Genomic DNA, 25,614 nt, shown 5'->3' with positions numbered 1-25,614 from the left:
GTACTACGGCGCTACGGCGCCCGGCGGGGAAGAGGCGCGCGCCCCTCGGCGCCCGGCCCGTTCCCCGCCGGGTTCGCGGCCCGTATCACTGCTGCCCTTCCGGCAGCCGCGGCAGCTTCGTCTCCAGGGTGTCCTCGTTGTCCGGGTCCACCGGCGCCCGCGTGTCGGCGGGCTCCCCGGCGGCGGTCGCACCGGTACCGGACACAGTGGCCTCCCGCACCCGAACAGTTCCGTCGGACCCACCGGACCCACCGGACCCCTCGGCCTCACCAGCGCCCTCGGCACCCCCGGACACCCCGGTGCCCCCGGCCTCGTAGCCCTCATCGGCCTCCCCCGCGCCACCGGCCTTCTCCAGCAGCACGGTGCCGCCCTGCGCGTTCGTCGTGGCCCCCGCGCCCGCGACGTCCCCGCCGTCCTCGGCCGCCGCGCCGCCCGCCGGCTCGTCCTCGTCGGGGGCCTTGCCCGTCAGCGCGGCCAGCGTGTTGCGGACGTGCGTCATGTGCTCGCGCACCTTCTCGCGCCGCTCCGTGTGCTCCCGCAGTATCCGGTCGGTGGCCCGCTCGATCCGCTCGACCTCGACCCTGGCCTGCGCCAGCAGATCCGCGGCGCGCGCCTCGGCGTCCTCGTCGCGGTGCCGCGCCGCCTCCTCGGCCTCCGCGAGGAAGCGCTCCGCCTCGGCGACCTTGGCCCGGCCCAGCTCCTCCAGCTCCGCCACCCGCAGTTCGAGGTCGGCCTCCTGCGCGGCCAGGTCGCGGCCGGCCGCCTCCCACTCCTCGGTCTGCTCCTGCTCCTGCTCGCGCAGCATCGCGGTGGTGCGCTGCTCCATCTCGTGCAGCGCGTCCTGGGCGGCGGTCCGCCACTGCCCGGCGTCCTTGACGGCCGCGGCCTCGATGCCGTCCGCCTCGGCCCACGCCGCCTCGACCGTGCGGCGCGCCTGGTCCTCGGTCTCGTCCCGCAGCTGCTGCGCGGCCCGGTCGGCGGCCTCCTGGAGCTGCCGCGCGTACGCCTCGGCCTCGTCGCGGGCCCGCTCGGCCGCCTCCTCGGCGTCCTTGCGCAGCCGGGCCGCCTCGGACTCCGCCGTCGTCAGGATCAGCCGCGCCTGGTCGCCCAGCGACTCGTACGTCTGCGGCGGCAGCTGCCGGACGTACTCCTGCAGCTCCGCCAGCTCGGCCGTCATCTCGTTGGCGAGGACCGTCAGCCGTGCCGCGCGCTCCCAGCACGAGTCACGGTCGATCGAGAGCCCTTCCACCCGGCGGTCGACATCCTCGGGACGGTAGCCACGTCCTCGTACGATCTCGAACCCGTGAGGCGAAACCGATGCACTCATCCCTCAAGCCCCTCTCCGACGTGCGGCGCACTCGCGCGCACATCTTTCTGGATCGATTCGAAGCGACCGTTACGCGACACTCCGCCCCTTTCCATCGTCCAAGGATGCGTCAATTGTTGCCAGAAGTCGGAATCGGGACATCTTCGCGGAGCGCCTGGAAGAGCCGCCGCGCTCCCTGCTCGTCCCACTCCACCACATCTCCGAGACCACCCAGGTTCACCCCGGGGTTCGCCACCGGAACGGTGGTCGCCGCACCCGCCCCGTCCGCGATCTTCTTCATCGACCAGCCCAGGCGTGCCAGGTCCGGCACACCCGCCGACCGGTCCACCGTCAGCGCCGACAGCGCCGCGTCCAGCGCCGGGACCAGCGCGAACGGATTGAGCAGCACACCGGCCCCGAGCATCTTGTCGCCGAGCGCGCCGATCAGCTGCCGCTGCCGCCCGACCCGGCCCAGGTCGCCTTCCGGGTCGGTATAACGCGCCCGTACGTACGCAAGTGCCCGCACTCCGTCCATCTCCTGGCAGCCCGCCCGGAAGTCGGCACCCGACTTCTCGTCCTCGAGCGGTTTGTCCAGGCACATCCGTACCCCGCCGAGCGCGTCCACCACCTTCACGAAGCCGAGGAAATCCACCTCGGCGTAGCGTTCGATCCGCAGCCCCGTCGCCTGCTCCACGGTGCGCGTCAGCAGCTCCGGTCCGCCCTCGGCGAACGCCACGTTCACCTTGTTCCGGCCGTGCCCCGGCACCGCCACATAGCTGTCCCGCGGCAGGCTCACCAGGTAGGGACCGCTGTCCCCGTGGTGCAGCACCATGATCGTGTCGGTGTTCAGCCCCTGGTCGTTGCCGACGTGCAGCCGTTTCCGCTGCTCGGGCGTCAGGCTCTCGCGGCTGTCCGAACCGACCAGCAGCCAGTTCGTGCCCTTGCCCGGCGACGGCCTGCCGGAGTAGCCGGCGACGGCATCGGTACGGCGCACCTGGTCGCCCGCCCAGACGTACAGCGCCACCCCGCCTGCCACCGCCAGCACCACCAGAACCAGCAGCACCAGCGCGATCCGCTTCGGCCAGGACAGCCGGCGCCGCCGCCCGCCCGGACGGCGGCCCCAGCGCCCGGCCCCGGACCGGTACAGCGTCGACGTACCCTCCGGCGACGGAGGCTGCGGCGACCACGACGGCTGACCCATATACGAAGGATCATGGTGACCCGCCCGTCCCGCAGGTCTAGCGCCGCCGGAGGCGGCACCGGCAGCACGGGCGGTACCAACGGCGCCCTACAGCAGCCCGTCCCACATCTGTTCGAGCAGCACCGACCACCACGTCTCCGGCGACCCCAGCGCGGGCGCGTCCAGCGCCACCAGCTGCGCCTGGAAGTCCACCGTCCAGCGCCCCGCCTGCTCCGGCGTCAGCCCGTACCGCAGCCGCCACATCCGGCCCAGCATCGCCAGGCAGCGCACGAACTCCGGCAGCCCGCTGTTCACGAACTGCGGCACCGCCGGCTGACCGCCCGGCCCCTGCGCGCCGCCGTCCAACGGCACCGCCACGATGTGCGCCGTCCCGTACTGCACACACAGCTGACGCCCGAAGTCGTTCCCCATCACCAGGTACGACCCCGCGTCCGCGGCCGGCCGCACCCCGCGCTCCGCCGCCAGCTCCGCCAGCGTCGGCACCGGCCGCCCCGGCTGCGCCTGCGCCCAGAAGAACGGCCCGAAGTCCACCGGCAGCCCGGCCCACACCAGCGTCTGCGCCACCACCTCCGGCACCCCGTGCCGGGAGACCGCCCGCTGATCGAAACGGAAGATCCCCTGCGGACCGAACGCCTGCTCCAGCTCCTGCCCGAACACCTGCGGCGGCACCGGCGGCACCGCCTGCACCTGGGACGGGTGCGGCAAGGGTGCCCGCACCGGCGCGGGCCGCGCCGGACCGTCCGCCACCTGGTGCAGCTCACCCTGGTGCTCCACGAGGTGCCGCACGCCCTGCTGCCGCGAGACGTGCTCCGTGCCGTACGCGGCGGTGTGGCTGATCCGCACCTGCGGCCAGGTCTCCCGCACCATCCGCGCGCAGTACCCGCCCGGCACGTCGCACGACTCCAGCTCCGTGTGCAGCTCCAGCACCTGCTGCGGCGGGACGTTCATACCGCGCAACTCGTGCAGCAGCTGCCACTCCGGATGCGGGGTGCCCGGCGCGGAACGCCGCACGATCTTCTGCTCCGAACCGTCCGGGGCGCGGTAGCTCAGGACGGCCATGTAGCCGGGGCCGACGGTCGGCTGCCCGGACGGCTGCGCCTGAGGGTAGCCGTACGAGCCGGAAGCGGGCGGCGCGGCGGGCGGCTGCGCGGCGGACGGCGGCATTCCGGGCGGCGGTGCGGCCGGGCCGGATGCCACCGGGCCCGACGCCACGGGACCGGGCGCGGCCGGAGCGGGCGCGGGCGGGCCCGGAACGCCGGGTGGCGGCATCCCCGGGCCGCCCAGGCCTCCGGCGCCGTCGGCCAGCATCGTCGCCGCGGCGTGCACACCGCCGGGACCGGCCGGACCAGCGGGACCGGCCGATCCGCCGGGACCGGCCGAGGGCGGCGCGGACGGCGGAGCGGACGGTGGCGGAGGCGGGCCACCCGCAGCGCCGGACGCGGACTGATCAGCGGGAGTACCGGGACTACCGGGAGCACCAGGCGTACCGGACGCACCGGAAGCACCGGGCGCGCCGGCAGCCTTCGGCACGCCGGGAGGCGCCGGAGGCGGCGGCACACCGGGACCGGCAGAACCACCGGCGCCGCCCGGAGCACCCGGGCCGCCCGACCCGCCCGCCCCGGCCGCGTCGGACGACAGCACGGCGCCACCGGCCAGCATCGTCGCGGCCGCGTGCACCCCACCACCGGCACCGGAACCGGGCCCGGCCGACGGCGGAGCGGGCGGCCCCTGCTCCGCCTCCGGCCCAGCCGCCTCCGGACCGTCCACCGCACTCAGATCCACCTGATCGGCGTCGAGCTGCGACACGAGCTGCGTCGGGACGTACCCGCCCGCCGGAGCGGCGGCGGACGGCGCCGACGCGTCCGCACCACCGTCCGGCGCACCCGGCCCCGTACGGTCCGCAGCGCTCGCACCCGGCACCCCGGGGAGCGGCGGCGGACCGCCCGCGTTCCCCGGCAGCGCCGAACCGTCCGCCAACACCGTCGCGGCCGCGTGCACACCGGCACCGGGCGGCGCAGGCTGTGCCCCCGGCCCCTCGGCGGCACCGGAGCCCGCGTACGCAGGGGGCGGCGGCACATCGGCGATCGGCGGCCCGGACGGCGGCGGCAGCTCCGACAGTCCCGCCGCGTCCGGCCCGGCCGCGTCCGCGGGCGGCACCGGACCGCCGTACGGCACGGCCCCGGCGGGCGGCCCCGGCAGCGGCGACGACGGAGGCGACAACGGCATCGGCGGCACCACCGGCCCGCCGGCCCCTGCCTCCTCGACCGCCGGCGCCATCATCGTCCGCGGCAACCGGCTGCCGCCCGCGATCAGTTCCGTCCTGGCCTCGGACCCCGCGCCCGCCGGCGGCGTGTCCTCGTCGTCGAACCCGGCGAGCGGCGGCGCGAAGACCGTCGCGGGCAGCCCCACCGAACGGTCGTCGGTGTCCTCGTCCGCCCGGACGTCCGTCCCCGCCCACGGCGTCACGACGGCCGGCTCGTCCCGTACGGAAGCGGCCTGATCCGGTACGGACACGACAGGGGCGTCCACCGGTACGGGCGGCACCGCGTCCCGCACCGCCTCCGGCGCGGCAGGCTCCGGCGCGGCCGGCCCGTCGACCGGCAGCACCAGCCCCGCACCCGACGTCCGCCGGTCCGCCGCCTCCTGCAGCCACTCCGGCGGCGTCAGCAGGAACGACGTCGCCTCCAGATCGATCCGCCGCGGCGGCGCATCCGCCACCGCGGCGTCCGCCACCGCGCCGTACTCCTCCTCGTACCGCCGGATCACCTCACCCACCGGCAGCCCCGGCCACAGCGTCGTCTCCCCGCTGTCCCGCGCGATCACCAGCCGGGCCCGGCCGCCCTCCGTCGTCGGACCGCCCGCGCGGTCCTCCGCCCAGGCCACGAACCCCAGGTCGAACTCCCGCACCCGCACCTCACGCCGGAACGGACCCGGCACGTCCTCGTTGACCCAGCGCTCCGCGCGCTCCTGCGCCTGCGCGAACGTCACCACCGCGCCTCACCCCTCCACCGGAACGACACGCGCGAAGCCGCCGTCCACCATCAGACCCGCCACCGTCTCCAGCTCCGGCGGACTCCCCGCCAGCTCCTGCAGAAAATCGTCGAAATCCGCCCCGCACGGCAACAGGAGCTGCTCCACCCGCTCCCGCACCGGCCACCCGTCCCGGTCCCGCGCGTCGTCGTACGCGCAGAACCACACCGAACCCGGCGCCGCACCCCGCACCTGCACCGCTATGACCCCGCCCTGCACGAACCCCACACCCAGATAGTCCTTGGTGAAGTGATCGCGCAGACACTTGTTGACGTACACCAGATCGTTCATCGCGGCCTCGTCCCGCACCGTGAAGAACGGCTGGTCCACCAGCAGTCCCAGATCCGCGTACAGCCCCACACCCACCGGCGCGCACCCGCCCGCCGCCTTCAGGAACGCACGGTAGGCACCCGGCAGCCGGTACCCCAGCGCCTCCTCCGCCTGCCGCACCTGCTCCTCCGTCACCGACAGCTCCCGGTGCGGCAGTCCGAAATGCACCGGCCGGGTGTCCTGCAACGGCCGCGTCCCCCGCTTCCCGTGGTCCACCGCCGCCGTCGCCAGCCCGCCGTGATGCCGCAACAGCGCCTTCACCTCGACCGGCACCAGCTCCATCCGCCGCGAACCCGCCACGTGATGCCACGTCCAGCCGTGCGGCGTCGCCACCGCAGGCACGTCCTCCCACAACTCGTGCCCCCGCGCGTGCAACGCCACATTCGCCGACACATAGTCCGTCAGCCGCAACTCGTCCACGCCGAAACCCTCCGGCGGCTCCGCGATCTCCGCCGCCGCCCGCGCGTACGACGAGAAATCCGGGAACCCGGACCCGTCCACCGGCACCCCCCGCGGATACCGCGCCGCACGCACCGGATCCGGGAAATGCACGACCTGCCCGGCATAGGCCGTGTTCGGTGGCGCGGCGTGGCCCGCGGCCTGAGGGCCGGGAGGTGCCCCCAGCCCGTGCCGACCTGACGTCATGGCGGTGCTCCCTGGCTGAATCCGGCTACTGGGCACAGCCTATGCCGTACCGCAACCCGCCCTCCCGCGCACGTCGACCGACCTCCCCCACCCCCGCCCCAACAACCGGCGGCGCACCACCACTTCACCGCACGCCCCCACCCCGCAACCACCCGCCGCCCCCGGCCGCACCACCGCCCGGACACCCCGGAACCGGGCCCCGCACCCGGACACAACCGTGACATCACCGACAGCACACCCGACTTCCCCAACACCCACCACATTTGGCAGGCTGACCCTCCCCCTACCCTTGCGGGGGACCTCCGGCGTCCCGGGGATTCGGGGAGGGAAAAGCACTGACCATGCGCACCACGGCACACCACAACACCGCCACCGCGGGAGACCCCCGCGTCGGCTGGAGCGGCACCGCCGACGACGACCGTCCGCCTGCCCTCCGCCACCGCCGCGACGGCATCCTCCCCACCGTCGGCGCCGCCCTCTCCGTACGCGGACGCACCCTCACCTGCACCGCGAGCAAGGCCGAACAGCCCCCCGTGCTCCACCACCTCGTCCAGGACTTCCTCGACACCCTCGCCACCGCCCAGCGCGAACGCTTCACCGGCCGCTGCCCCGAAGCCGTCCTGCTCAGCCGGCACCTCACCGCCGTCGAGGCCAACCGAGGCAAACGCGCCTCCCGCAAACCCCTCACCAACGGCGAGGCCCGCCGCTCCTTGAAACACTCCAAGATCACCGCCCGGCACATCCGCGAGGACGGCGACCCCCTGCACGGCAGCTACGCTCCCCCCTGTCGCTCCTGCGACGCCCTCCTCGCCTTCTTCGGCGTCATGCCCATCGGTACGCACGCAGGGAGCTGACCCGCACCATGCCCCCCACCGCACCGTCCGCGGACTCCACCGCCCCGGCCTCCGCCGCGCCCGTCGCCCCGGTCTACGACTCCTACGACCGGACCTCGGCCACCCGCTTCCCGGTCGCCGTCGACGCCGCCCTCCAGGACGCCGGCTGGCGCACCGGCCGCTGGGACATCCAGCAGGCCGAACACTGGGCCGACGCCCTGCGCGCCCACACCTCCCCCGCCGGACACCGCCACACCGTCTTCCCCGCCGCCGTCGAAGCCTGGGCCGAATTCGGCGGCCTCGACATCACCCCCACCGGCCCCGGACGCCACCTCGCCCCCACCCCCTTCACCCTCGACCCCCTGCACGGCCTCCACCTCGCCCGCACCCTCGGCGACCTCGGCCGCGCCCTGGAGACCGACGTCGCCCCCCTCGGCCGGGAAGCCGGCGGACAGGCCGTCCTCGCCATCGACACCGAAGGCCGCGTCTACAGCCTCGACCACACCGGCGACTGGTACCTCGGCCCGCACATCGACCAGGCCCTGGGCACCCTCGTCCTCGGCATCCGCCCCACCCGGCTCAGCCAGGCCACGGCACGGGAGAACTGAACAAGGGCGCGCCCCGGAACGGCCGCGTCCCTCGGCGCCGGGAGAACTGAACAGGGGCACGCCCCGGAACGGCCGCGCCCCTCGGCGCCGGAAACACCCCTGCCGCCCCGGAAACTCCCCTACCGCCCCGGCAACACCGCCGACACCCGGAACCCGCCCGCCTCCGTCGGCCCCGACACGAACACCCCACCCAGCCCACTCACCCGCTCCCGCATGCCGACCAGGCCGTTCCCCCCGCTCGGCAACCCCACATCCGCCGCACCCCGCTCCGACGGACCGTTCTCCACCTGCACCGCCACCTCACCCGCACGATGCGCCAGCCGCACCCGGACCTCCGCGCCCGGAGCGTGCTTGTGCACATTCGTCAACGCCTCCTGCACCACCCGGTACACCGTCTGCTCCACCCCCGACGGATAACCGGCCTCCCCCGCCGCACCGTCCACCGACAGCTCCACCACCATCCCGGCAGCCCGCGACTGCCCCACCAGATCCCCCAGCTCCGCCAGCGACGGCCCCTCGCCCTCCGGCTCCGCCGTCACCACCGCCGCGCCACCGCGCACCGCACCACCACCGGACCCCGCCCCGGCCTCCGCCACCTGCGCGGACATCTCGGACCGCACCCCCGGACCACCGGCCCCGGACTCCGCCGCCTTCGCCTTCACCTGCGACGCCACCGCCACCAGCCGCTCCGGCTCGTCCGACACCGGCGCCGACGACCGGCCCGACGCCCCCTCCGCCGTCCGCAGCACCCCCAGCATCTCCCGCAACTCCGTCAACGCCTGCCGCCCCATGTCCCCCACCAGCCCCGCGTTCCGCGACGCCTTCTCCGGATCCTTCAACGCCACCGCCTGCAACGCCGCCGCATGCACCACCATCAGACTCACCCGGTGCGCCACCACGTCGTGCATCTCCCGCGCGATCCGCGTCCGCTCCTCGTTACGCGCCCACTCCGCCCGCTCCTCGGCCCGGTCCGCCAGCAGCGACAACTCCCGCTCCAGACCGTCCGCCCGCTCCCGCAGACTCTCCACCAGCCGGCGCCGCGCACCGACGTACAACCCCCACAGCACCGGCGGAGCCGTCACCACCAGCGCCACGGCCACCGCCATCACCAGCACGAACCACGTCGGCGGGTTGAAATCCGGCTCGCCCCCCACGTCCTGCCGGATGGTGAAGAAACTGGACACCAGCGTCCCCACCACCGACATCCCCGCCAGCAGCCCGATCACCCGCCGCGGCGCGTCCGAGACCGCCAGCGAATACAGGCCGATCATGCCCAGCAGCGCGCCCATCTGCGCCGGCGTCACCGCCACCGACACCAGCACCACCGCCACCGGCCAGCGGCGCCGCAGCAGCAGCACCGGACCCACGACCAGCCCGAGCAGCAGCCCGGCCCACGCCGGCAGCCCCGCGTCATGGGCGAAGTCCAGCCCTTCGAACGCGGTCTCCACCGTCGAGACGGCGGCCAGCGACACGTCCAGCACCGCGCTCCGCCGCCGCGGCCACCACCACGGTCCGGCGGGCGCGTCCCTCGCACCCGTTGCTTCGATTGCCCCCGTTGCGGTCATACCGACCAGCCTACGGGCGCGCGCAGGCGTTTTTCCGTCGAGCGCTCTGCACGCGAGTGCACCGTTACGGGCGGGTACTGAATTATTTACCCTCGAACTATTGAATCGTCCGCATTTTCGACCCCTGCGCGTCCATACCAGCCGCAACCTGGCCTCATGCACCACCACACACGAGCGGACTTCGAGTCCCTGCGCGACCAAGCGGTCACCCTGCGCCGCGCCGGCCTGAGCCGCCGCCAGATCCGCGACCGCTTACACGTCCACAACAACGACATCCTCAACCGCCTCCTCGAAGGCGAGCCGCCCCCGGACTGGACCCGCCGCCCGAACGCGAAGGACGACTTGCGGGCGAGGGCGCGGGAGCTTCGAGGGCGGGGGATGACGTACGACGAGATCCAGGTGGAGCTGGGCTGCTCGAAGAGCTCCATCTCCCTGTGGGTCCGCGACCTGCCCAAGCCGCCGCCTCGGCGGACCGCCGCGGAGCAGGCGAAACTCGCGAACCGTAAACGCTGGGAACACGAGCTGGCGGTGCGGGACAGGGAACGGCAGCGGACCAAGGCCGCGGCCATGGCCGAGATCGGCACGCTCACCGACCGCGAACTGATGCTGGTGGGCGTCGGGCTCTACTGGTCCGAGGGGTCGAAGAGCAAGCCGTACCGCATGTCGGAGACCGTCACCTTCATCAACAGCGACCCGACCATGATCCACGTCTATCTGGCCTGGCTGAACCTGCTGGACATCGAACCCGGCAAGCTGCGCTTCCGAGTGATGATCCACGAGTCCGCCGACGTGGCCGCGTCCGAGCGCTACTGGGCGAACCTGGTCGGCGTCGACGTCGCCACGTTCGGCAAGACGACGCTGAAGAAGCACAACCCGAAGACCGTTCGCAAGAACGTCGGCGAGGACTACCACGGCTGTCTGGTCGTCCGTGTCCTCCAGGGCGCGGAGCTGTACCGCCGTATCGAAGGCTGGTGGCAGGGCATCACGGCCGCCGCCCGGGGGCCCCAAGACCGGCGGACTCTCAGGTAGGGTCTGAAGCAGTGATCCGCCGTGGGGTAGCGGCATCCCGCAGGCCTTTGGAGCCTTGAGACGCTGGTTCGAATCCAGCCGGCGGAGCCACTGTTCGGGTCCTGACCTCCAGGTCGGGACCCGCCCGCGTTTCGGCCGCAAACCGCACCGGTATCCTTCGGGTGTCCACCACCCGAAGAAGCCGAAGGGCATCCCGTGAGCGCCAACCGCCCGGCCGCCGTCGTCGTTCTCGCAGCGGGTGAGGGCACCCGCATGAAGTCGTCGACCCCCAAGGTTCTGCACGCGATCTGCGGCCGCTCCCTCGTGGGGCACGTCGTCGCCGCCTCCCGTGAGCTGGACCCCGAGCACCTCGTGGTGGTCGTGGGTCACGCACGTGAGCAGGTCGGCGGGCATCTCGCCGAGATCGACCCGGAGGTGCGCACCGCTGTCCAGCACGAGCAGAACGGCACCGGCCACGCCGTCCGCATGGGCCTGGAGGAGCTGGGCAACGGCGGTGTCACCCTCGACGGCACGGTGATCGTCGTGTGCGGCGACACCCCGCTGCTGACCGGCGAGACCCTCAAGAAGCTCGGTGACACCCACGCGGCGGACGGCAACGCCGTCACGGTGCTGTCGGCGGAGGTGCCGGACTCGACCGGGTACGGCCGGATCGTGCGGGACGAGAACACCGGCGCGGTGACCGAGATCGTCGAGCACAAGGACGCCACGGACGCGCAGCGCGCGATCCGGGAGATCAACTCCGGGGTGTTCGCGTTCGACGCGCAGCTGCTGACGGACGCGCTGGGCAAGGTGCGTACGGACAACAGCCAGGGTGAGGAGTACCTCACCGACGTGCTGGGGATTCTGCGCGAGGCGGGTCACCGGGTCGGCGCGGCGGTGGCGGACGACCACCGGGAGATCCTGGGCATCAACAACCGGGTGCAGCTGGCGGAGGCGCGGCGCCTGCTCAACGAGCGGCTGCTGACGCGGGCGATGCTGGCCGGTGTGACGGTCGTGGACCCGGCGACGACGTGGGTGGACGTGTCGGTGACGTTCGAGGCGGACGCGACGGTGCACCCGGGTACGCAGCTGCTGGGCGCCACGCACGTGGCGGCGCACGCGCAGGTGGGTCCGGACACGCGGCTGAAGGACACGTCGGTCGGCGAGGGCGCGCAGGTGTCGTTCACGGTCGCGGACGGCGCGAAGGTCGGTCCGGGGGCGAGCGTGGGCCCGTACGCGTATCTGCGTCCGGGTACGGACCTGGGGCCGAAGTCGAAGGCCGGTGCGTACGTGGAGATGAAGAACGCCTCGGTGGGTGAGGGCACGAAGGTGCCGCACCTGTCGTACGTGGGGGACGCGACGATCGGTGAGTTCACCAACATCGGTGCGGCGAGCGTGTTCGTGAACTACGACGGGCAGGCGAAGCACCACACGACGATCGGGTCGCACTGCCGGACCGGCTCGGACAACATGTTTGTGGCTCCTGTCACGGTCGGGGACGGTGCTTACACCGCCGCCGGCTCGGTCATCACCAAGGATGTGCCCCCGGGTTCGCTGGCGGTCGCGCGCGGCCAGCAGCGGAATATCGAGGGCTGGGTCGCCCGTAAGCGTCCCGGAAGCGCCGCCGCGCAGGCTGCGTCTGCTGCTGGCCAGGAGTCCGACGGCGAGCAGTGATCGTGCTCGGGTGCGCCGTGCGGGGCGTACCGTGATTAGTGCACGCAAACAGGATTCGAGGAGATTTGCTGTGACCGGGATCAAGACGACCGGCGAGAAGAAGCTGATGCTCTTCTCCGGCCGCGCCCACCCCGAGCTGGCTGAGGAGGTCGCCCACCAGCTGGGTGTCGGGCTGGTCCCGACCAAGGCGTTCGACTTCGCCAACGGAGAGATCTATGTCCGTTACCAGGAGTCGGCGCGTGGTGCGGACTGCTTCTTGATGCAGAGCCACACGGCTCCCATCAATAAGTGGATCATGGAACAGTTGATCATGATCGATGCGCTGAAGCGGGCTTCGGCCCGGAGCATCACCGTGGTCATCCCGTCGTACGGGTACGCCCGTCAGGACAAGAAGCACCGCGGCCGCGAGCCGATCTCGGCCCGCCTGATCGCGGATCTGCTGAAGTGCGCGGGCGCCGACCGGATCGTCACGGTCGACCTGCACACCGACCAGATCCAGGGCTTCTTCGACGGCCCGGTGGACCACCTGTTCGCCCTGCCGGTCCTCGCGGACTACGTGGGCGCCAAGGTGGACCGCGAGAAGCTGACGGTGGTCTCGCCGGACGCGGGCCGGGTGCGGGTCGCGGACCGCTGGTGCGACCGGCTGGACGCGCCGCTGGCGATCGTGCACAAGCGCCGGGACAAGGACGTGGCGAACCAGGTCACCGTCCACGAGGTCGTCGGTGACGTGAAGGACCGGGTCTGTGTCCTGGTCGACGACATGATCGACACCGGTGGCACGATCTGCGCCGCGGCCGAGGCGCTGTTCGCCAACGGTGCCGCGGACGTCATCGTGACGGCCACGCACGGCATCCTGTCCGGTCCGGCGGCGGACCGGCTGAAGAACTCCAAGGTCAGCGAGTTCGTCTTCACCAACACCCTGCCCACCCCGTCCGAGCTGGAGCTGGACAAGATCACGGTGCTGTCGATGGCGCCGACGATCGCCCGGGCGATCCGTGAGGTGTTCGAGGACGGCTCGGTGACCAGCCTCTTCGAGGAGCAGTGAGCCGGATTCCGTAGCCCGTAGGGGCGTACGGAGATCGACTTTGGGGGCGGCCTCCCCGCCGGGTAGACTCGTGGAGTTGCTCGGCGAGGGAGGCCGCACTTTTCTGTGGTGCGGCGGTCCGTTATCGACGCGCTCTTCGTAGCAGGTCTGTCGTGGGCCGGGTGACGCCCCACAGATCCGTCCGGTCGTCCGTCGACCGTGCCGACTACGAGGAGTGCCGCCATGGCCGAGATCAAGCTCGAAGCCAAGATCCGTACCGACTTCGGCAAGGGTGCCGCCCGCCGTTCGCGCCGCGAGGACATGGTCCCCGCCGTGATCTACGGCCACGGTGACGCCCCGAAGCACGTCGCCATCTACAACCACGCGCTGATGATGGCCCTGAAGACCCCGAACGCGCTGATCCGCCTGGACGTGGACGGCGAGAGCGAGCTGGTCATCCCCAAGGCCGTGCAGCGTGAGGCCATCCGTGGCTTCCTGGTCCACGTGGACTTCCTGGCCGTCAAGAAGGGCGAGAAGGTCACCGTCGAGGTGCCGATCCACGTCGAGGGCGACCTGGCCCCGGGTGCCAACCTGCTGGAGCACCTGCTGAACACCCTGCCGCTGGAGGCCGAGGCCACCCACATCCCGGAGTCGGTGACCGTCTCCGTGGCGGGCCTGGACGCCGGTGACTCGGTGCACGCCAAGGACATCACCCTGCCGACCGGTTCGGCGCTGGCGATCGACGAGGAGACCGTGGTGCTCCAGGTCGTCGCGGCGCAGGCCGAGGCGCCGGCGGCGGGCGAGGGCGACGAGTCCGCCGAGGGCTGATCGCTTCCGTAACGCGCGTTACTGTCAACCGCTGCCCCGCACCCTGTGCGCGGGGCGGCGGTTGAGCCGTTTCAGGGTGGGTCGCTGCAAGGAGACATGAGGATGACGACGGACGCCGAGGGCCCCTGGCTGATCGCGGGGCTGGGCAACCCGGGCCCGGAGTACGCGGCCAACCGCCACAATGTGGGGTTCATGGTGGCGGATCTGCTCGCGGAGCGGATGCGGGGGCGTTTCAAGGCGCACAAGGCGCGGGCGCAGGTCGTGGAGGGCCGGATCGGTCCGCCGGGGCCGGGGAGCCGGCGGGTGGTGGTGGCCAAGCCGATGACGTACATGAATCTGTCGGGTGGCCCGGTGACGGCGCTGCGGGACTTCTACAAGGTTCCGGTGGCGAACATCGTCGCGGTGCACGACGAGCTGGACATCGATTACGGGGCGCTGCGGCTGAAGCTGGGCGGCGGCGACAACGGGCACAACGGTCTGAAGTCGATGACGAAGTCGCTGGGGCCGGATTATCACCGGGTGCGGTTCGGTATCGGCCGTCCTCCGGGGCGGATGCAGGTGGCGGATTTTGTCCTGAAGGACTTCTCCGGCGCGGAGCGCAAGGAGCTGGACTACTTCGTGGACCGGGCTGCGGACGCGGTGGAGGGGCTGGTGCTGGACGGTCTGGAGCGGGCGCAGAGCACGTACAACTCCTGACCGGGGCGGCGTCCCAGGTTGCGTGGGGCGGCGCCCCAGGTGGCACGGACCGGCACGTCAGGTGGCACGGACCGGCCCCTCAGGTTGACCGCGCGCAGTCATATGGCCAAGGATCGCCGCCATGCCCAAGAGCCGCCCGAGCAGCAAGAAGCGCAGCCGCCCCGTCAAACGCAGCCGTACCCGCCGTATGGGGGAGAGCGCCTACGGGCTGTTGCTCGTCGCCCGTACGGGGCTGATGGGCGCGCTGGCGCTGCTGCTGCTGGTGGCGGGTGTCTGGACGTCGTGGAACACGGCGCGGTACGCGATGCTCGTGGAGGCGCGGGAGCGCGGGACGATGACGGTGACGGCCTGCCACGAGGACCGGTGCACGGGCCCGTACCTGCCTTTGGAGGGCAGCCGGCGCCGGACTCAGGTGTCGATAGCCGCCGCGGCCGCTCCGGGCAAGGGGGAGCAGGTCGAGGTGACGGTGAAGCCGGGTACGGACCGGGCTGTGCGCATCGGTGCGGGTGGCGTGCTGCATGCGTGGGTGCCGTTCGCGGGGTCGCTGCTGCTGGCGGCTCTGGTGGTGGCGGGCGGTATGAAGCTGCGGCGTACGGCCTGGGTGATGGGGCTGATGGGGACGGTGCTGCTGGGGGCGACGTTCGCGGCGCTGTAGGCGGAGGGTTCGTCTCCGCGTACGGCTGTTGGCCGGGGCTTGGGTCCCGGCCAACGTTGTGTGTCCTAGCGGTCTGCCGTCCGGTTCACCCGGTGTTGCGGAGCCCCGCCGCCACCCCGTTGACGGTGAGCAGCAGCGCCCGCGCCAGTACCGGGTCGGCTTCCTCTCCCCGCTCCGCGGCGGCCCGCTGGCGGTGCAGCAGGGTGACCTGGAGGTAGGAGATCGGGTCCAGGTAGGCGTCGCGGATGTGGAACGTCTGCTTGAGCACCGGGTTGGATTCGAGCAGTTCGCTCTCGCCCGTGACGCGCAGGACTTCCTGGACGGTCAGTTCGTGCTCGGCCTTGATCGTGTCGAAGACGTGCTGGAGCTCGTCGGGGACGAGGGTGTCGACGTAGTGGCGGGCGATCCGCAGGTCGGTCTTGGCCAGTGTCATCTCGACGTTGGACAGGAAGTTGCGGAAGAAGTGCCAGTGCTCGTGCATCTCGTCGAGGACGACGTCGAGTCCGGCTTCGCGGGCGGCCTTGAGGCCCGTACCGACGCCGAACCAGCCGGGGACGATCTGGCGGGACTGGGTCCAGCCGAAGACCCACGGGATGGCGCGCAGGCCGTCGAGTCCGGCGCCGGAGTCGGGGCGGCGGGAGGGCCGGGAGCCGAGGTGGAGTTCGGCGAGCTGGTCGACGGGGGTGGACGCGAAGAAGTACGCGGGCAGGTCGGGGTCCTCGACCAGCTTGCGGTACGCGCCGTGGGCGGCGTCGGAGACGGTCTCCATGGCGGCGTCCCAGCGGGCGAGTGCCTCGTCGGACTGGCGCGGTGCGGTGTGCAGCGCGGAGGCCTGGAGGGTGGCGGCGACGGTCAGTTCCAGGTTCTCCCGGGCGAGGGAGGGGACCAGGTACTTGTCGGAGATGACCTCGCCCTGTTCGGTGACCTTGATCTCGCCTTCGAGGGTGCCGTAGGGCTGGGCGAGGATCGCGTCGTGGGAGGGGCCGCCGCCGCGGCCGACGGTGCCGCCGCGGCCGTGGAAGAGGCGCAGGCGTACGCCGTGCCGGTGGGCGACGTCGCGCAGCAGGCGCTGGGCGCGGTGGATCTCCCACTGGGAGGTCGTGATGCCGCCGAACTTCGACGAGTCCGAGTAACCGAGCATGACCTCCTGGACGTCGCCGCGCAGGGCGACCAGGCGCCGGTAGGAGGGGTCGGCGAGCATTTCGTCCAGCAGCTGGTCGGCGATCTTCAGCTCGTCGGTGGTCTCCAGGAGCGGCACGATGCCGATCTTGGCCCAGCCGGCGTGCAGGTCGATGAGGCCGGCCTCGCGGGCCAGGACGGTGGCGGCGAAGACGTCGTCGGAGCCCTGGCACATGGAGATGATGTAGGACTCGACGACCTCGGGGCCGAAGGTCTTCTTGGCCTTGAGGACGGTGCGGAAGACGCCGAGGGTCTTGGCGCCGGCCTCGTCGAGGGGGGCGGGGCTGGGGGCGAGGGGGCGGCGCGAGCGCAGTTCCTTGGCGAGGAGCTTGCGGCGGTAGTCGCGCGGCATGTCGGTGTAGCGCCAGGATTCCTCGCCGAGGCGGTCGAAGAGCTGGCCGAGGGCGTGGTGGTGGGCGTCGGCGTGTTCGCGGACGTCCATGGTGGCGAGCTGGAGGCCGAAGGCCGCGATCGTACGGATGGTGCGTTCCAGGCGGCCGTCGGCGACGAGGCCGCCGCGGTGCTCGCGCAGCGAGGTCTGGATGAGGGTGAGGTCCTCGATGAGACCGGTGGTGCCGAGGTAGTCGCGGCCCGGGACGTGGGGGGTGTCGTTGGCCAGGCGTTCGCGGGTGTTGACGAGCTTCTGGCGGATGCAGGTGGCCTTGAGGCGGTAGGGCTCCTCGGCGTTCAGCCGCTTGTAGCGGGGGCTGATCTCGGGGAGGGCGTCGAGGTCCTGCTGGAGGGAGGCGAGGAGTTCGTCGGTGGCGCCGCAGTTGCGGATGGAGTTGGACAGGGCGCCGCGCAGCTCGTCGACATGTTCGAGGGCGTCGGTGATGCCGTGTTCGTGCTGGAGGATCAGGACGTCCCAGGTGACCTGGGGGGTGACGTTGGGGTTGCCGTCGCGGTCGCCGCCGATCCAGGTGCCGAAGGTGAGGGGGCGGGTGCCGGGCGGGAGCTGGGCGCCGGCCCGTTCCAGTTCGGCGGCGAGGTCTTCGAGGACGTCGCCGACGGCGCCGCGGCCCAGCTCGTCGAGGTAGTAGATGGCGTTGCGGGCCTCGTCGGTGGGCTCGGGGCGGGCGACGCGCAGTTCGTCGGTCTGCCAGATGAGGTCGATGTTCTCGGCGAGGCGCAGGTCGGCGCGGCGGCGTTCGCCGGTGTCCGTGCGGTCCAGCAGCTCGGCGACCTTGCGGAGCTTGGTGAGGACGGAGCGGCGGGCGGCTTCGGTGGGGTGGGCGGTGAAGACGGGCCGTACGCCGAGGTTGGCGGCGGTGGCGCGCAGGTGCTCGGGGTCGGCGTCCTTGAGCATGTCGGCGGTGCGGGCGAGGATGCCGCCTTCGGCGGCGCGCCGGGCGCGCAGTTCGCGGCCGCGGTGCACCTGCTCGGTGACGTTGGCGAGGTGGAAGTAGGTGGAGAAGGCGCGGACCAGCTTGGCGGCGGTGGCGAGGTCGGTGTCGCCGAGGAGCCGGGCGGCGGCCTCGCCGTCGGTGCGGGTCAGGGCGCGCACCTGTTCGACGAGGTCCAGCAGCTCCTGGCCTTCCTGGCGGACGAGGGTCTCGCCGAGGAGGTCGCCGAGGCGGCGGATGTCGGCGCGCAGGGGCCCGTTGTCGCGTGCGGCGCCGGCGGGGGCGGTGGCGTCGGTGGCGCCGGTGGCGCCGGTGCGCTCGTCGTTCGCGGCGGGGGTGGGGTCGGCACTGCTCACAGGTGCGGCTCCTTGCAGTGATCTTCGTGATCTGAGCACGTCCGGGCGCTGGCAGGGGTGCTCCGCAGCGGCTGCCGGGGGGTGCCCGGCGGCGCTGGGGGCGGTTCGCGGACCGCGCTGTCCGACGTTCCCCAGGATAGGTCTCCGCGGCGTCGGCGGATCACCCTGTCCGTTTGGTGGGCACCTACCTGTCCGGGGCGGCGCTCACACCTGACCGTCGTCCGGATGTGACGGAACTTGCACGGTCCCCGCACCTTGCTTCTCGCCGTTTCTGCCGCAATTCGGTCACCCGTTACCGACCTGTCGGACCCTTGCCCGTCCTGGCGGCGCTGCCATACTTACGTGACCGTAGGTTACGGTCCCGTAGCCGTAACCGTGCCCCCGAGCCCCGACGAGGGACACCACATGACCGCTGGCACCGAAGTCGTCGAAGAGACTCCCGCACCCGCCGAAACGCCACTGCCGTCCGCGACCCTCGGCAGCGACAGCAAACGCTCGCTCGAACAGATCACCCTGCTGCTGTTCATCACCCTGCCCTTCGTGGCGCTGGTGGCGGCGGTGCCGCTGGCCTGGGGCTGGGGCGTCAGCTGGCTCGACCTGGCGCTGATGGCGGCGATGTACTTCATCGGCTGCCACGGCATCACCATCGGCTTCCACCGCTACTTCACGCACGGCGCCTTCAAGGCCAAACGCCCGCTGCGGATCGCCCTGGCGGTCATGGGGTCGCTGGCGGTCGAGGGGCCGCTGGTGCGCTGGGTGGCCGACCACCGCAAGCACCACAAGTTCTCCGACGCCGAGGGCGACCCGCACTCCCCCTGGCGGTTCGGCGAGACGGTGCCGGCGCTCATGAAGGGCCTGTGGTGGGCCCACATCGGCTGGATGTTCGACGAGGAGCAGACGCCGCAGCACAAGTACGCGCCGGACCTGATCAAGGACCCCGCGATCCGCCGGATCTCCCGCCAGTTCGTCCTGTGGACCGTCGTCTCCCTCCTCGTTCCGCCCCTGGTCGGCGGCCTGGTCACGCTGTCCTGGCAGGGCGCGGCCACCGCGTTCTTCTGGGGTTCCCTGGTCCGCGTCGGCCTGCTCCACCACGTCACGTGGTCCATCAACTCCATCTGCCACGCGGTCGGCAAGCGCCCGTTCAAGTCCCGCGACCGCTCCGGCAACGTCTGGTGGCTCGCGGTGCTCTCCTGCGGCGAGTCCTGGCACAACCTGCACCACGCCGACCCGACGTGCGCCCGGCACGGCGTCATGAAGGGGCAGCTCGACTCCAGCGCCCGCCTGATCCGCTGGTTCGAGAAGGCCGGCTGGGCGTACGACGTGCGCTGGCCGAACGCCTCCCGCCTGGACGCGAAGCGTCTGGACGCGGCCGCGCCCGGGGGTACCGGCCGGTGACAGCCGGGGAAGGCATCATTGACGGGTGGCGATCGACGGCAGCAGCGTGAACGACAACCAGGGCAAGGCCCCCTCCGGCGCGGGGACCCGGCGCACCCGCAGGGTGCGGATGACGGGCGCCCAGCGCCGTGAGCAGCTGCTCGACATCGGTCGCGCCCTGTTCGCGGAACGCGGCTTCGAGGGCACCTCGGTCGAGGAGATCGCCGCGAAGGCCGGCGTCTCCAAGCCGGTCGTCTACGAGCACTTCGGCGGCAAGGAGGGCCTGTACGCGGTCGTGGTGGACCGCGAGATGCGCCAGCTGCTGGACATGGTCACCGGCGCCCTGACCGCCGGTCACCCCCGCGAACTCCTCGAACAGGCCGCGTTCGCCCTCCTCGACTACATCGAGACCTACACCGACGGCTTCCGCATCCTGGTCCGCGACTCCCCCGTGGCCCAGTCCACCGGCACCTTCGCCTCCCTGATCAGCGACATCGCCACCCAGGTCGAGGACATCCTCGGCCTGGAATTCAAGGCCCGCGGCTTCGACCCGAAACTGGCCCCCCTGTACGCCCAGGCTCTGGTCGGCATGGTCGCCCTGACCGGCCAGTGGTGGCTCGACGTCCGCAAACCGAAGAAGTCCGAGGTGGCCGCCCACCTGGTCAACCTGGCCTGGCACGGCCTGGACGGTCTGGAACCGAAGCCACGGCTGATAGGCCATCGGCGGGCCTGATCCGGGACCGCGCCGGGCCCGCCTCACTCCGGGGATTCCAGGAATTCCAGCCGGTTGCCCACGGGGTCGTGTGTGTAGAAGCGGTGGTGGCCCGGGAGGTTGTCGTCCCACACCACAGGGATGCCGTGGGCGGTGAGGCGGGTGGCGTGGGTGTGGATTTCGGTGACGCGGAAGGCCGGATGGGTCTTGGGGGACGGGTGGAAGTCGGGGGTGGTGCCCAGGTGGAGTTGGGTGGTGGGGCCGGCCTCGAACCAGCATCCGCCCCGCGCGGCGAGCGACGGCGGCTTGGGGATTTCCCGGAGGCCGAGGACGCCGCCGTAGAAGGCGCGCAGGATGGTTTCGCTGCCTGGGGGTGCGGCGAGCTGGACGTGGTCGAGGCCGGTGATCATGGCTTCACCTCATCGGGGGTCAGTGTTCCTTGCGGGCCACGACGAAGATGCGGCGGAACGGGAAGACCGTGCCGTGCGGGCCGGGTGGATAGGACTTGCGGAGCAGGTCGCGGTACTGGGACAGGAATTCGTCGCGGGCGGCCGGGTCGCCCTCCAGGGCGGTCAGTACGGGGCGCAGGGCCGTGCCCTTGACCCAGTCGAGGACCGGGTCCTCGCCCTGGAGGAGCTGGACGTAGGTCGTCTCCCAGGCGTCCACGGCGCAGCCGAGCGCGGTGAGGCGTTCCAGGTAGGCGGTGGGGTCGAGGATGTGGACGAAGCGGCGGCCGTGGAGGGCGAGGCGGTCGCGCCACTGGGGTTCGTCGCAGAGTTCGCCGAGCAGGGCGTGGCTGGGCGAGGTGAAGTTGCCGGGGACCTGGAAGGCGAGGGTGCCGCCGGGGGTGAGGCCGTCGATCCAGGCCGGGAGGGATTCGGGGTGGTTGGGGACCCATTGCAGCGCCGCGTTGGAGACGATCAGGTCGAACGGTTCGGCGGGGCGCCAGACGGCGGCGTCGGCGTGTGTGAAGTCGAGGTGGCCGCCGCCGGGGGTGGGTCCGGCGTACAGGTCGGCTTCCTTGAGCATGTCCGCGGAGTTGTCCAGGCCGGTGATGTGCGCGTCGGGCCAGCGGTCGGTGAGCTGGACGGTGACGTTGCCGGGGCCGCAGCCCAGGTCGGCGATGCGGGCGGGGCGGTTGCGGTGGGGCAGCTCGGGTATGCGGGCGAGCAGATCGTGGAACGGGCGTGTGCGGTGTCCGGCGTGGCGCAGGTACTGCTGCGGATCCCAGGTTGGTGCGACGTGCATGTTCGAACCCCTTCGGCTGACGCAGGGTTGGTACAGGCCACGCGAGCGCAGCGTGAGCCCATCGCCGACGATGCCCAATAGTCCACCGAAATATATCTCGACGTCAAGAGATTCGGTGTCGAGAGGCTTGACACCAAGAGACTTCATGTCGACAGACCAACTACACTGATCAGCATGGAGGACGAGGTCGACCGACTGGTCGCAGCATGGCGCCGGGAGCGCCCGGACCTCGACGTGGAACCGCTTGAGGTCCTCAGCCGCATCAGCAGGCTGGCCAGACACCTCGACCGCGCGCGCCGCCTCGCCTTCTCCGAGGTCGGCCTGGAACCCTGGGAGTTCGACGTGCTCACCGCGCTGCGCCGCGCGGGGGCCCCGTATCAGCTCTCCCCGGGCGCGCTGCTGACGCAGACCCTGGTCACCTCCGGGACGATGACCAACCGCATCGACCGGCTGGCGAAGAAGGGCCTGGTCGAACGGCTGCCCGACCCCAGCGACCGGCGCGGTGTACTGGTCCGGCTGACCCCGGAGGGACGCGAGGCGGCCGACGAGTCGCTGGCCGGGCTGCTCACCCAGGAGCGCGCGATCCTGGCCGAGCTGTCCCCTCAGCAGCGCGGTGAACTGGCCGGACTGCTGCGGCAGTTGACGGCCCCGTTCGACAACACGCCGGGCTGACGGCCGGACCGGCCGCCGCGGCGCCCCGCCACGTCCCCTTGCCGCGCCCCCGCCCGTTGGGCTTGGATCGCGACCATGAGCCAGCACGGCCCGCGGGGCCAGCAGGGGCATGAAGGCGGGCCAGGGCGCGCGGACCGGCACGGACAGCACCAGGACCGGCAGCACAAACACGAGGCCGGGTACGGGCACCAGGACCCGTACGGGCAGCAGGGCCGCTCCCGGCGCCAGGGGCACCGGCGGCCCGCGGGAGCACCGGACGGATCGCGCTTCACCGGGCGTACGGTCCTGGTGACCGGTGCCGCCGCCGGGATCGGCGCGGCGACCGCCGACCGGCTGGCGGCCGAGGGCGCGCGGGTGCTGCTCCTGGACATCGACGACGAGCGCGGCGAGCGCACCGCCCGCCGGATCCGCGCCCTCGGCGGCCGGGCCTCCTACGAGCACTGCGACGTGGCCCGCGAGGACCACTGGCAGCGCGCCGCGCACGCCGCCCGGCAGCGGTACGGGCCGGTGGACGCGCTGGTCAGCAACGCGGCGCTGCAAGGGCCGCACGCGCCCGCCGACGTGACCGCGCCGGCGGACTGGGACCGGCAACTGGCGGTGAACCTGACGGGAGCCTTCCTGGGCGTGCGGACCGTACTGACGGACCTGCGGGAGCGGCGCGGCGCGGTCGTGCTCACCTCCTCGGTGCAGGCGCACTTCGGGCTGCCGGGCCGTCCCGCGTACGCCGCGACGAAGGCGGGGCTGACCGGCCTGGCGCGTCAGTTGGCGGTCGAGTACGGGCCGCAGGTGCGGGTGAACAGCGTGCTGCCGGGCCCGGTGCTGACGGCGGCCTGGGAGGCGGTCGGCGAGGCGGACCGGCGGGCCAGCGCCGAGGCGACCGCCGCCGGGCGGCTCGGGCGTCCGGAGGAGGTGGCGACCGCCATCGCGTTCCTGCTCTCCGACGACGCGTCGTACGTGACCGGTGCCGATCTGGTGGTGGACGGGGGCTGGAGCGTGCGCAAGGAGTCGTCCTGAGGGGCGGACGAAGGGGCGGACGGAGGAGCACAGCGGTGCGGTCCGCCGCCGTCCCGGCATCCCCGCACCGGCCCGCCGCGCCCCCGTAAGGCCGGATGTGCGCACTTCCCCGCCCCACCGCGGGAATCATGACGGTACGGGCGGTCCGCTCCCGCGCCGCCCGCAGCTCGTGCCGCCACACCTCGCGACCAAGGGAACCCGATGGGCATCCATTTCGGTGCGGACTACAACCCCGAGCAGTGGCCCGAGGAGGTCTGGGAAGAGGACATCGGCCTGATGAAGCAGGCCCACGTCACCATGGTCACGGCCGGGATCTTCTCGTGGGCGAAGGCCGAGCCCCGGGCCGGGGCGTACGACTTCGACTGGTTCGACCGGGTCATGGACCGCCTCGGCGGCGCGGGCATCCGCGTATGCCTGGCCACCATGACCGCCTCCCCGCCGCCCTGGCTCACCCGCGCGCACCCGGAGGTGCTGCCGCAGGGCCCGGACGGGCAGCGCCGCTGGCCCGGTGGGCGGCAGCACTACTGCCCCTCCAGCCCGGTCTACCGCGAGCACGCGGTCCGGCTCGTCGAGCGGCTCGCCGCCCGTTATGCCGGGCATCCGGCGCTGGCCCTGTGGCACGTCGGCAACGAGTACGGCTGCCACACCCGCCAGTGCTTCTGCGACGTGTCCGCCGCGGACTTCCGGCGGTGGCTGCGCGGGCGGTATGGAAGCGTGGCGCGCCTCAACGACGCGTGGTCCACGGCCTTCTGGTCGCAGGCGTACTCGGACTTCGAGGAGGTGCTGCCGCCGCGTACCGCGCCCACCTTCCCCAACCCGGCCCATCAGCTGGACTATCTGCGCTTCAGCGACGACGCGCTGCGCGACTGCTACCTGGCAGAGCGGGAGGTCCTGGCGCGCCTGTGCCCCGGGATGCCGGTGACCACGAACCTGATGCCGTTCCACAAGCCGGTGGACGCCTTCGCGTGGTCGCACGACATGGACGCGATGGCGCTGGACTTCTACCAGGACCCGTTCGACGCGGAGACGCACCTCAAGGCCGCGTACACCTTCGACCTGATGCGTTCTGCGCGCGGCGGGCAACCCTGGCTGCTGCTGGAGCAGGCGCCCGGCGCGGTCAACTGGCGGGCCCGCAACGGGCCGAAGCCGCCGGGCGCGATGCGCCTGTGGAGCTGGCAGGCCGTCGCGCAGGGCGCGGACGCGGTCCTGTACTTCCAGTGGCGGCAGTCGCGCGGCGGCGCGGAGAAGTTCCACTCGGCGATGGTGCCGCACGCCGGCACGGACACCCGGATCTTCCGCGAGGTGTGCGACCTGGGGCGGGAGCTGGCGTCCGTACCGGAGCTCGCGGGGACGCGGGTGGTGCGGCCGACGGTGGCGCTGGTGACGGACTGGGACAGCTGGCGGGCCCTGGAGCTGGACTCGCACCCGTCCACGGCGCTGCGCCTGCCGGAGCTCGCGCTGGGGCACTACCGGCCGCTGTTCGAGGCGGGGGTGGCATGCGACGTCGTGCCGCCGGACCGTGACCTGTCCGGCTACCGGCTGGTCGTCGTGCCGAACCTGTACCTGGTGACGACGTCCGTCGCACAGCGCCTGGCGTCGTACGTACGGGGCGGCGGTCACCTGCTGGTGTCGTTCTTCTCCGGAGTCGTGGACGGCTGCGACCGGGTGCATCCCGGCGGCTGCCCGGGGCCGCTGCGGTCGCTGCTGGGCCTGCGGGTGGAGGAGTTCTGGCCGCTGGACGAGGGCGCGACGGTGGGGGTGCGGGGCGTGGCGGGGGTACGGGGCCGGGGCGGCGGCCGGGCGCGTACGGGGGCGGCGGGCGGCTGGGAGCTGCCCGCCGGGACGGCGGACCTGTGGTCGGAGGCCGTCCGCCCGGAAGGCGCCGAGCCCGTCGCGGAGTTCGCCGACGGCGACCTGGCGGGCGGCCCGGCCGTCACCCGGCACGGCTACGGCGCGGGCACGGTGACGTACGTCGGCACCCGCCTCGCACCGCCGCTGATGCGCGCCCTGACGGACCGGGTACGGGAGGCGGCGGGCGTGCGGCCGGTGCTGGCCGGGCTGCCCGAGGGTGTGCAGGCCACCGTCCGGGAAGGCCCCGGCGGCCGCTTCCTCTTCCTGCTCAACCACGGCACGCGGGCAGCCGACATCACCCTGCCGTGCCCGATGGCCGACGCGCTCGCCGGGACGCGCGGGGAGCGGGCGCAGCACACGTACCGGATAGGGCTGCCGGCCCGTGGTGCGGCTGTGCTGAAGGACCTGCGCGGGGCGGTGCCCGCGGACGGCTGACCGGGGACCCGGGCGGTGCCGGGCGGC

Annotated in this window: 21 protein-coding genes and 1 tRNA gene; 14 read left to right on the top strand and 8 right to left on the bottom strand. The window is 72.5% G+C overall.

What is annotated here, in order from left to right; all coding sequences use genetic code 11:
- Nucleotides 1-85: 85 nt before the first annotated feature.
- The 4 genes from OEIGOIKO_RS25005 to OEIGOIKO_RS24985 all read right to left on the bottom strand — a co-directional run bounded on the left by OEIGOIKO_RS25005 (nt 86) and on the right by OEIGOIKO_RS24985 (nt 6,512).
- A complete protein-coding gene (locus tag OEIGOIKO_RS25005) occupies nt 86-1,327 on the bottom strand; it encodes a coiled-coil domain-containing protein (protein WP_307721243.1) in 1,242 nt (413 codons plus the stop codon).
- Nucleotides 1,328-1,436: 109 nt separating this feature from the next.
- A complete protein-coding gene (locus tag OEIGOIKO_RS25000; protein ID WP_371858962.1) occupies nt 1,437-2,507 on the bottom strand; it encodes an LCP family protein in 1,071 nt (356 codons plus the stop codon).
- Nucleotides 2,508-2,594: 87 nt separating this feature from the next.
- Nucleotides 2,595-5,498 carry an SUKH-4 family immunity protein gene (locus OEIGOIKO_RS24995; RefSeq protein WP_174857212.1) on the bottom strand — a complete coding sequence of 968 codons (2,904 nt, stop codon included), beginning with the start codon at nt 5,496-5,498 and terminating at the stop codon, nt 2,595-2,597.
- Between the two features lie 6 nt (nt 5,499-5,504).
- Nucleotides 5,505-6,512, bottom strand: coding sequence for an SMI1/KNR4 family protein (locus OEIGOIKO_RS24985; RefSeq protein WP_125055898.1), 1,008 nt, complete (start codon nt 6,510-6,512; stop codon nt 5,505-5,507).
- A gap of 341 nt (nt 6,513-6,853) precedes the next feature.
- Between OEIGOIKO_RS24985 and OEIGOIKO_RS24980 the strand changes: the two genes are divergently transcribed.
- Entirely contained in the window at nt 6,854-7,366 is a 513-nt protein-coding gene (locus tag OEIGOIKO_RS24980; protein ID WP_125055897.1) for a YwqJ-related putative deaminase, read from the top strand.
- An 8-nt stretch (nt 7,367-7,374) separates the two neighbouring features.
- Nucleotides 7,375-7,953, top strand: coding sequence for an SUKH-3 domain-containing protein (locus OEIGOIKO_RS24975; protein ID WP_125055896.1), 579 nt, complete (start codon nt 7,375-7,377; stop codon nt 7,951-7,953).
- A 119-nt stretch (nt 7,954-8,072) separates the two neighbouring features.
- On the opposite strand, the gene OEIGOIKO_RS24970 is transcribed toward OEIGOIKO_RS24975, so the two are convergent.
- Nucleotides 8,073-9,518 carry a sensor histidine kinase gene (locus tag OEIGOIKO_RS24970; protein ID WP_125055895.1) on the bottom strand — a complete coding sequence of 482 codons (1,446 nt, stop codon included), beginning with the start codon at nt 9,516-9,518 and terminating at the stop codon, nt 8,073-8,075.
- 156 nt (nt 9,519-9,674) lie between these two features.
- On the opposite strand from OEIGOIKO_RS24970, the gene OEIGOIKO_RS24965 reads away from it, so the two are divergent.
- From OEIGOIKO_RS24965 to OEIGOIKO_RS24935, 7 genes are all read left to right on the top strand, one after another.
- A complete protein-coding gene (locus OEIGOIKO_RS24965) occupies nt 9,675-10,547 on the top strand; it encodes a hypothetical protein (protein ID WP_125055894.1) in 873 nt (290 codons plus the stop codon).
- A gap of 15 nt (nt 10,548-10,562) precedes the next feature.
- Nucleotides 10,563-10,637: transfer RNA gene (locus OEIGOIKO_RS24960), tRNA-Gln, on the top strand.
- Between the two features lie 105 nt (nt 10,638-10,742).
- Nucleotides 10,743-12,200: a bifunctional UDP-N-acetylglucosamine diphosphorylase/glucosamine-1-phosphate N-acetyltransferase GlmU gene (glmU, locus tag OEIGOIKO_RS24955; RefSeq protein ID WP_125055893.1), complete on the top strand. Its 1,458-nt coding sequence runs from the start codon at nt 10,743-10,745 to the stop codon at nt 12,198-12,200.
- Between the two features lie 70 nt (nt 12,201-12,270).
- Nucleotides 12,271-13,245 (top strand): ribose-phosphate diphosphokinase, encoded by a 975-nt coding sequence (locus OEIGOIKO_RS24950; RefSeq protein WP_030374403.1) that lies wholly within the window; start codon nt 12,271-12,273, stop codon nt 13,243-13,245.
- A gap of 222 nt (nt 13,246-13,467) precedes the next feature.
- Complete coding sequence (locus OEIGOIKO_RS24945; RefSeq protein WP_125055892.1) at nt 13,468-14,052, top strand: 50S ribosomal protein L25/general stress protein Ctc; 585 nt, start codon at nt 13,468-13,470, stop codon at nt 14,050-14,052.
- A gap of 102 nt (nt 14,053-14,154) precedes the next feature.
- On the top strand, nt 14,155-14,748 hold the full coding sequence (pth, locus tag OEIGOIKO_RS24940) for an aminoacyl-tRNA hydrolase (RefSeq protein WP_031006974.1): 594 nt from the start codon (nt 14,155-14,157) through the stop codon (nt 14,746-14,748).
- Between the two features lie 121 nt (nt 14,749-14,869).
- Nucleotides 14,870-15,403 (top strand): hypothetical protein, encoded by a 534-nt coding sequence (locus tag OEIGOIKO_RS24935; RefSeq protein WP_125055891.1) that lies wholly within the window; start codon nt 14,870-14,872, stop codon nt 15,401-15,403.
- 85 nt (nt 15,404-15,488) lie between these two features.
- Here OEIGOIKO_RS24935 and ppc read toward each other — a convergent pair whose 3' ends face one another.
- The gene (ppc, locus tag OEIGOIKO_RS24930) at nt 15,489-18,281 is read right to left on the bottom strand and encodes a phosphoenolpyruvate carboxylase (protein WP_371858961.1); all 2,793 of its coding nucleotides are present in this window, start codon (nt 18,279-18,281) and stop codon (nt 15,489-15,491) included.
- A gap of 405 nt (nt 18,282-18,686) precedes the next feature.
- On the opposite strand from ppc, the gene OEIGOIKO_RS24920 reads away from it, so the two are divergent.
- Together OEIGOIKO_RS24920 and OEIGOIKO_RS24915 are read left to right on the top strand one after the other, a co-directional pair.
- Complete coding sequence (locus OEIGOIKO_RS24920) at nt 18,687-19,676, top strand: acyl-CoA desaturase (protein WP_125055890.1); 990 nt, start codon at nt 18,687-18,689, stop codon at nt 19,674-19,676.
- A gap of 25 nt (nt 19,677-19,701) precedes the next feature.
- Nucleotides 19,702-20,388, top strand: a complete 687-nt coding sequence (locus tag OEIGOIKO_RS24915; RefSeq protein ID WP_031006966.1) for a TetR/AcrR family transcriptional regulator — start codon at nt 19,702-19,704, stop codon at nt 20,386-20,388.
- A 23-nt stretch (nt 20,389-20,411) separates the two neighbouring features.
- Here the strand turns inward: OEIGOIKO_RS24915 and OEIGOIKO_RS24910 are convergent, their stop codons facing one another.
- Nucleotides 20,412-20,777, bottom strand: coding sequence for a VOC family protein (locus OEIGOIKO_RS24910; protein ID WP_125055889.1), 366 nt, complete (start codon nt 20,775-20,777; stop codon nt 20,412-20,414).
- A gap of 19 nt (nt 20,778-20,796) precedes the next feature.
- Nucleotides 20,797-21,615, bottom strand: coding sequence for a trans-aconitate 2-methyltransferase (locus tag OEIGOIKO_RS24905; RefSeq protein ID WP_125055888.1), 819 nt, complete (start codon nt 21,613-21,615; stop codon nt 20,797-20,799).
- Between the two features lie 174 nt (nt 21,616-21,789).
- On the opposite strand from OEIGOIKO_RS24905, the gene OEIGOIKO_RS24900 reads away from it, so the two are divergent.
- From OEIGOIKO_RS24900 to OEIGOIKO_RS24890, 3 genes are all read left to right on the top strand, one after another.
- Complete coding sequence (locus OEIGOIKO_RS24900; protein WP_031006950.1) at nt 21,790-22,287, top strand: MarR family winged helix-turn-helix transcriptional regulator; 498 nt, start codon at nt 21,790-21,792, stop codon at nt 22,285-22,287.
- Between the two features lie 75 nt (nt 22,288-22,362).
- Entirely contained in the window at nt 22,363-23,301 is a 939-nt protein-coding gene (locus OEIGOIKO_RS24895; protein WP_246177522.1) for an SDR family NAD(P)-dependent oxidoreductase, read from the top strand.
- 201 nt (nt 23,302-23,502) lie between these two features.
- The gene (locus OEIGOIKO_RS24890) at nt 23,503-25,587 is read left to right on the top strand and encodes a beta-galactosidase (RefSeq protein ID WP_125055887.1); all 2,085 of its coding nucleotides are present in this window, start codon (nt 23,503-23,505) and stop codon (nt 25,585-25,587) included.
- The last annotated feature ends 27 nt before the right edge of the window (nt 25,588-25,614 follow it).

The sequence above is a fragment of the Streptomyces paromomycinus genome (assembly GCF_003865155.1).
Taxonomy (GTDB): Bacteria; Actinomycetota; Actinomycetes; order Streptomycetales; family Streptomycetaceae; genus Streptomyces; species Streptomyces chrestomyceticus.
This window is presented reverse-complemented; position numbering and strand designations above follow the sequence as displayed.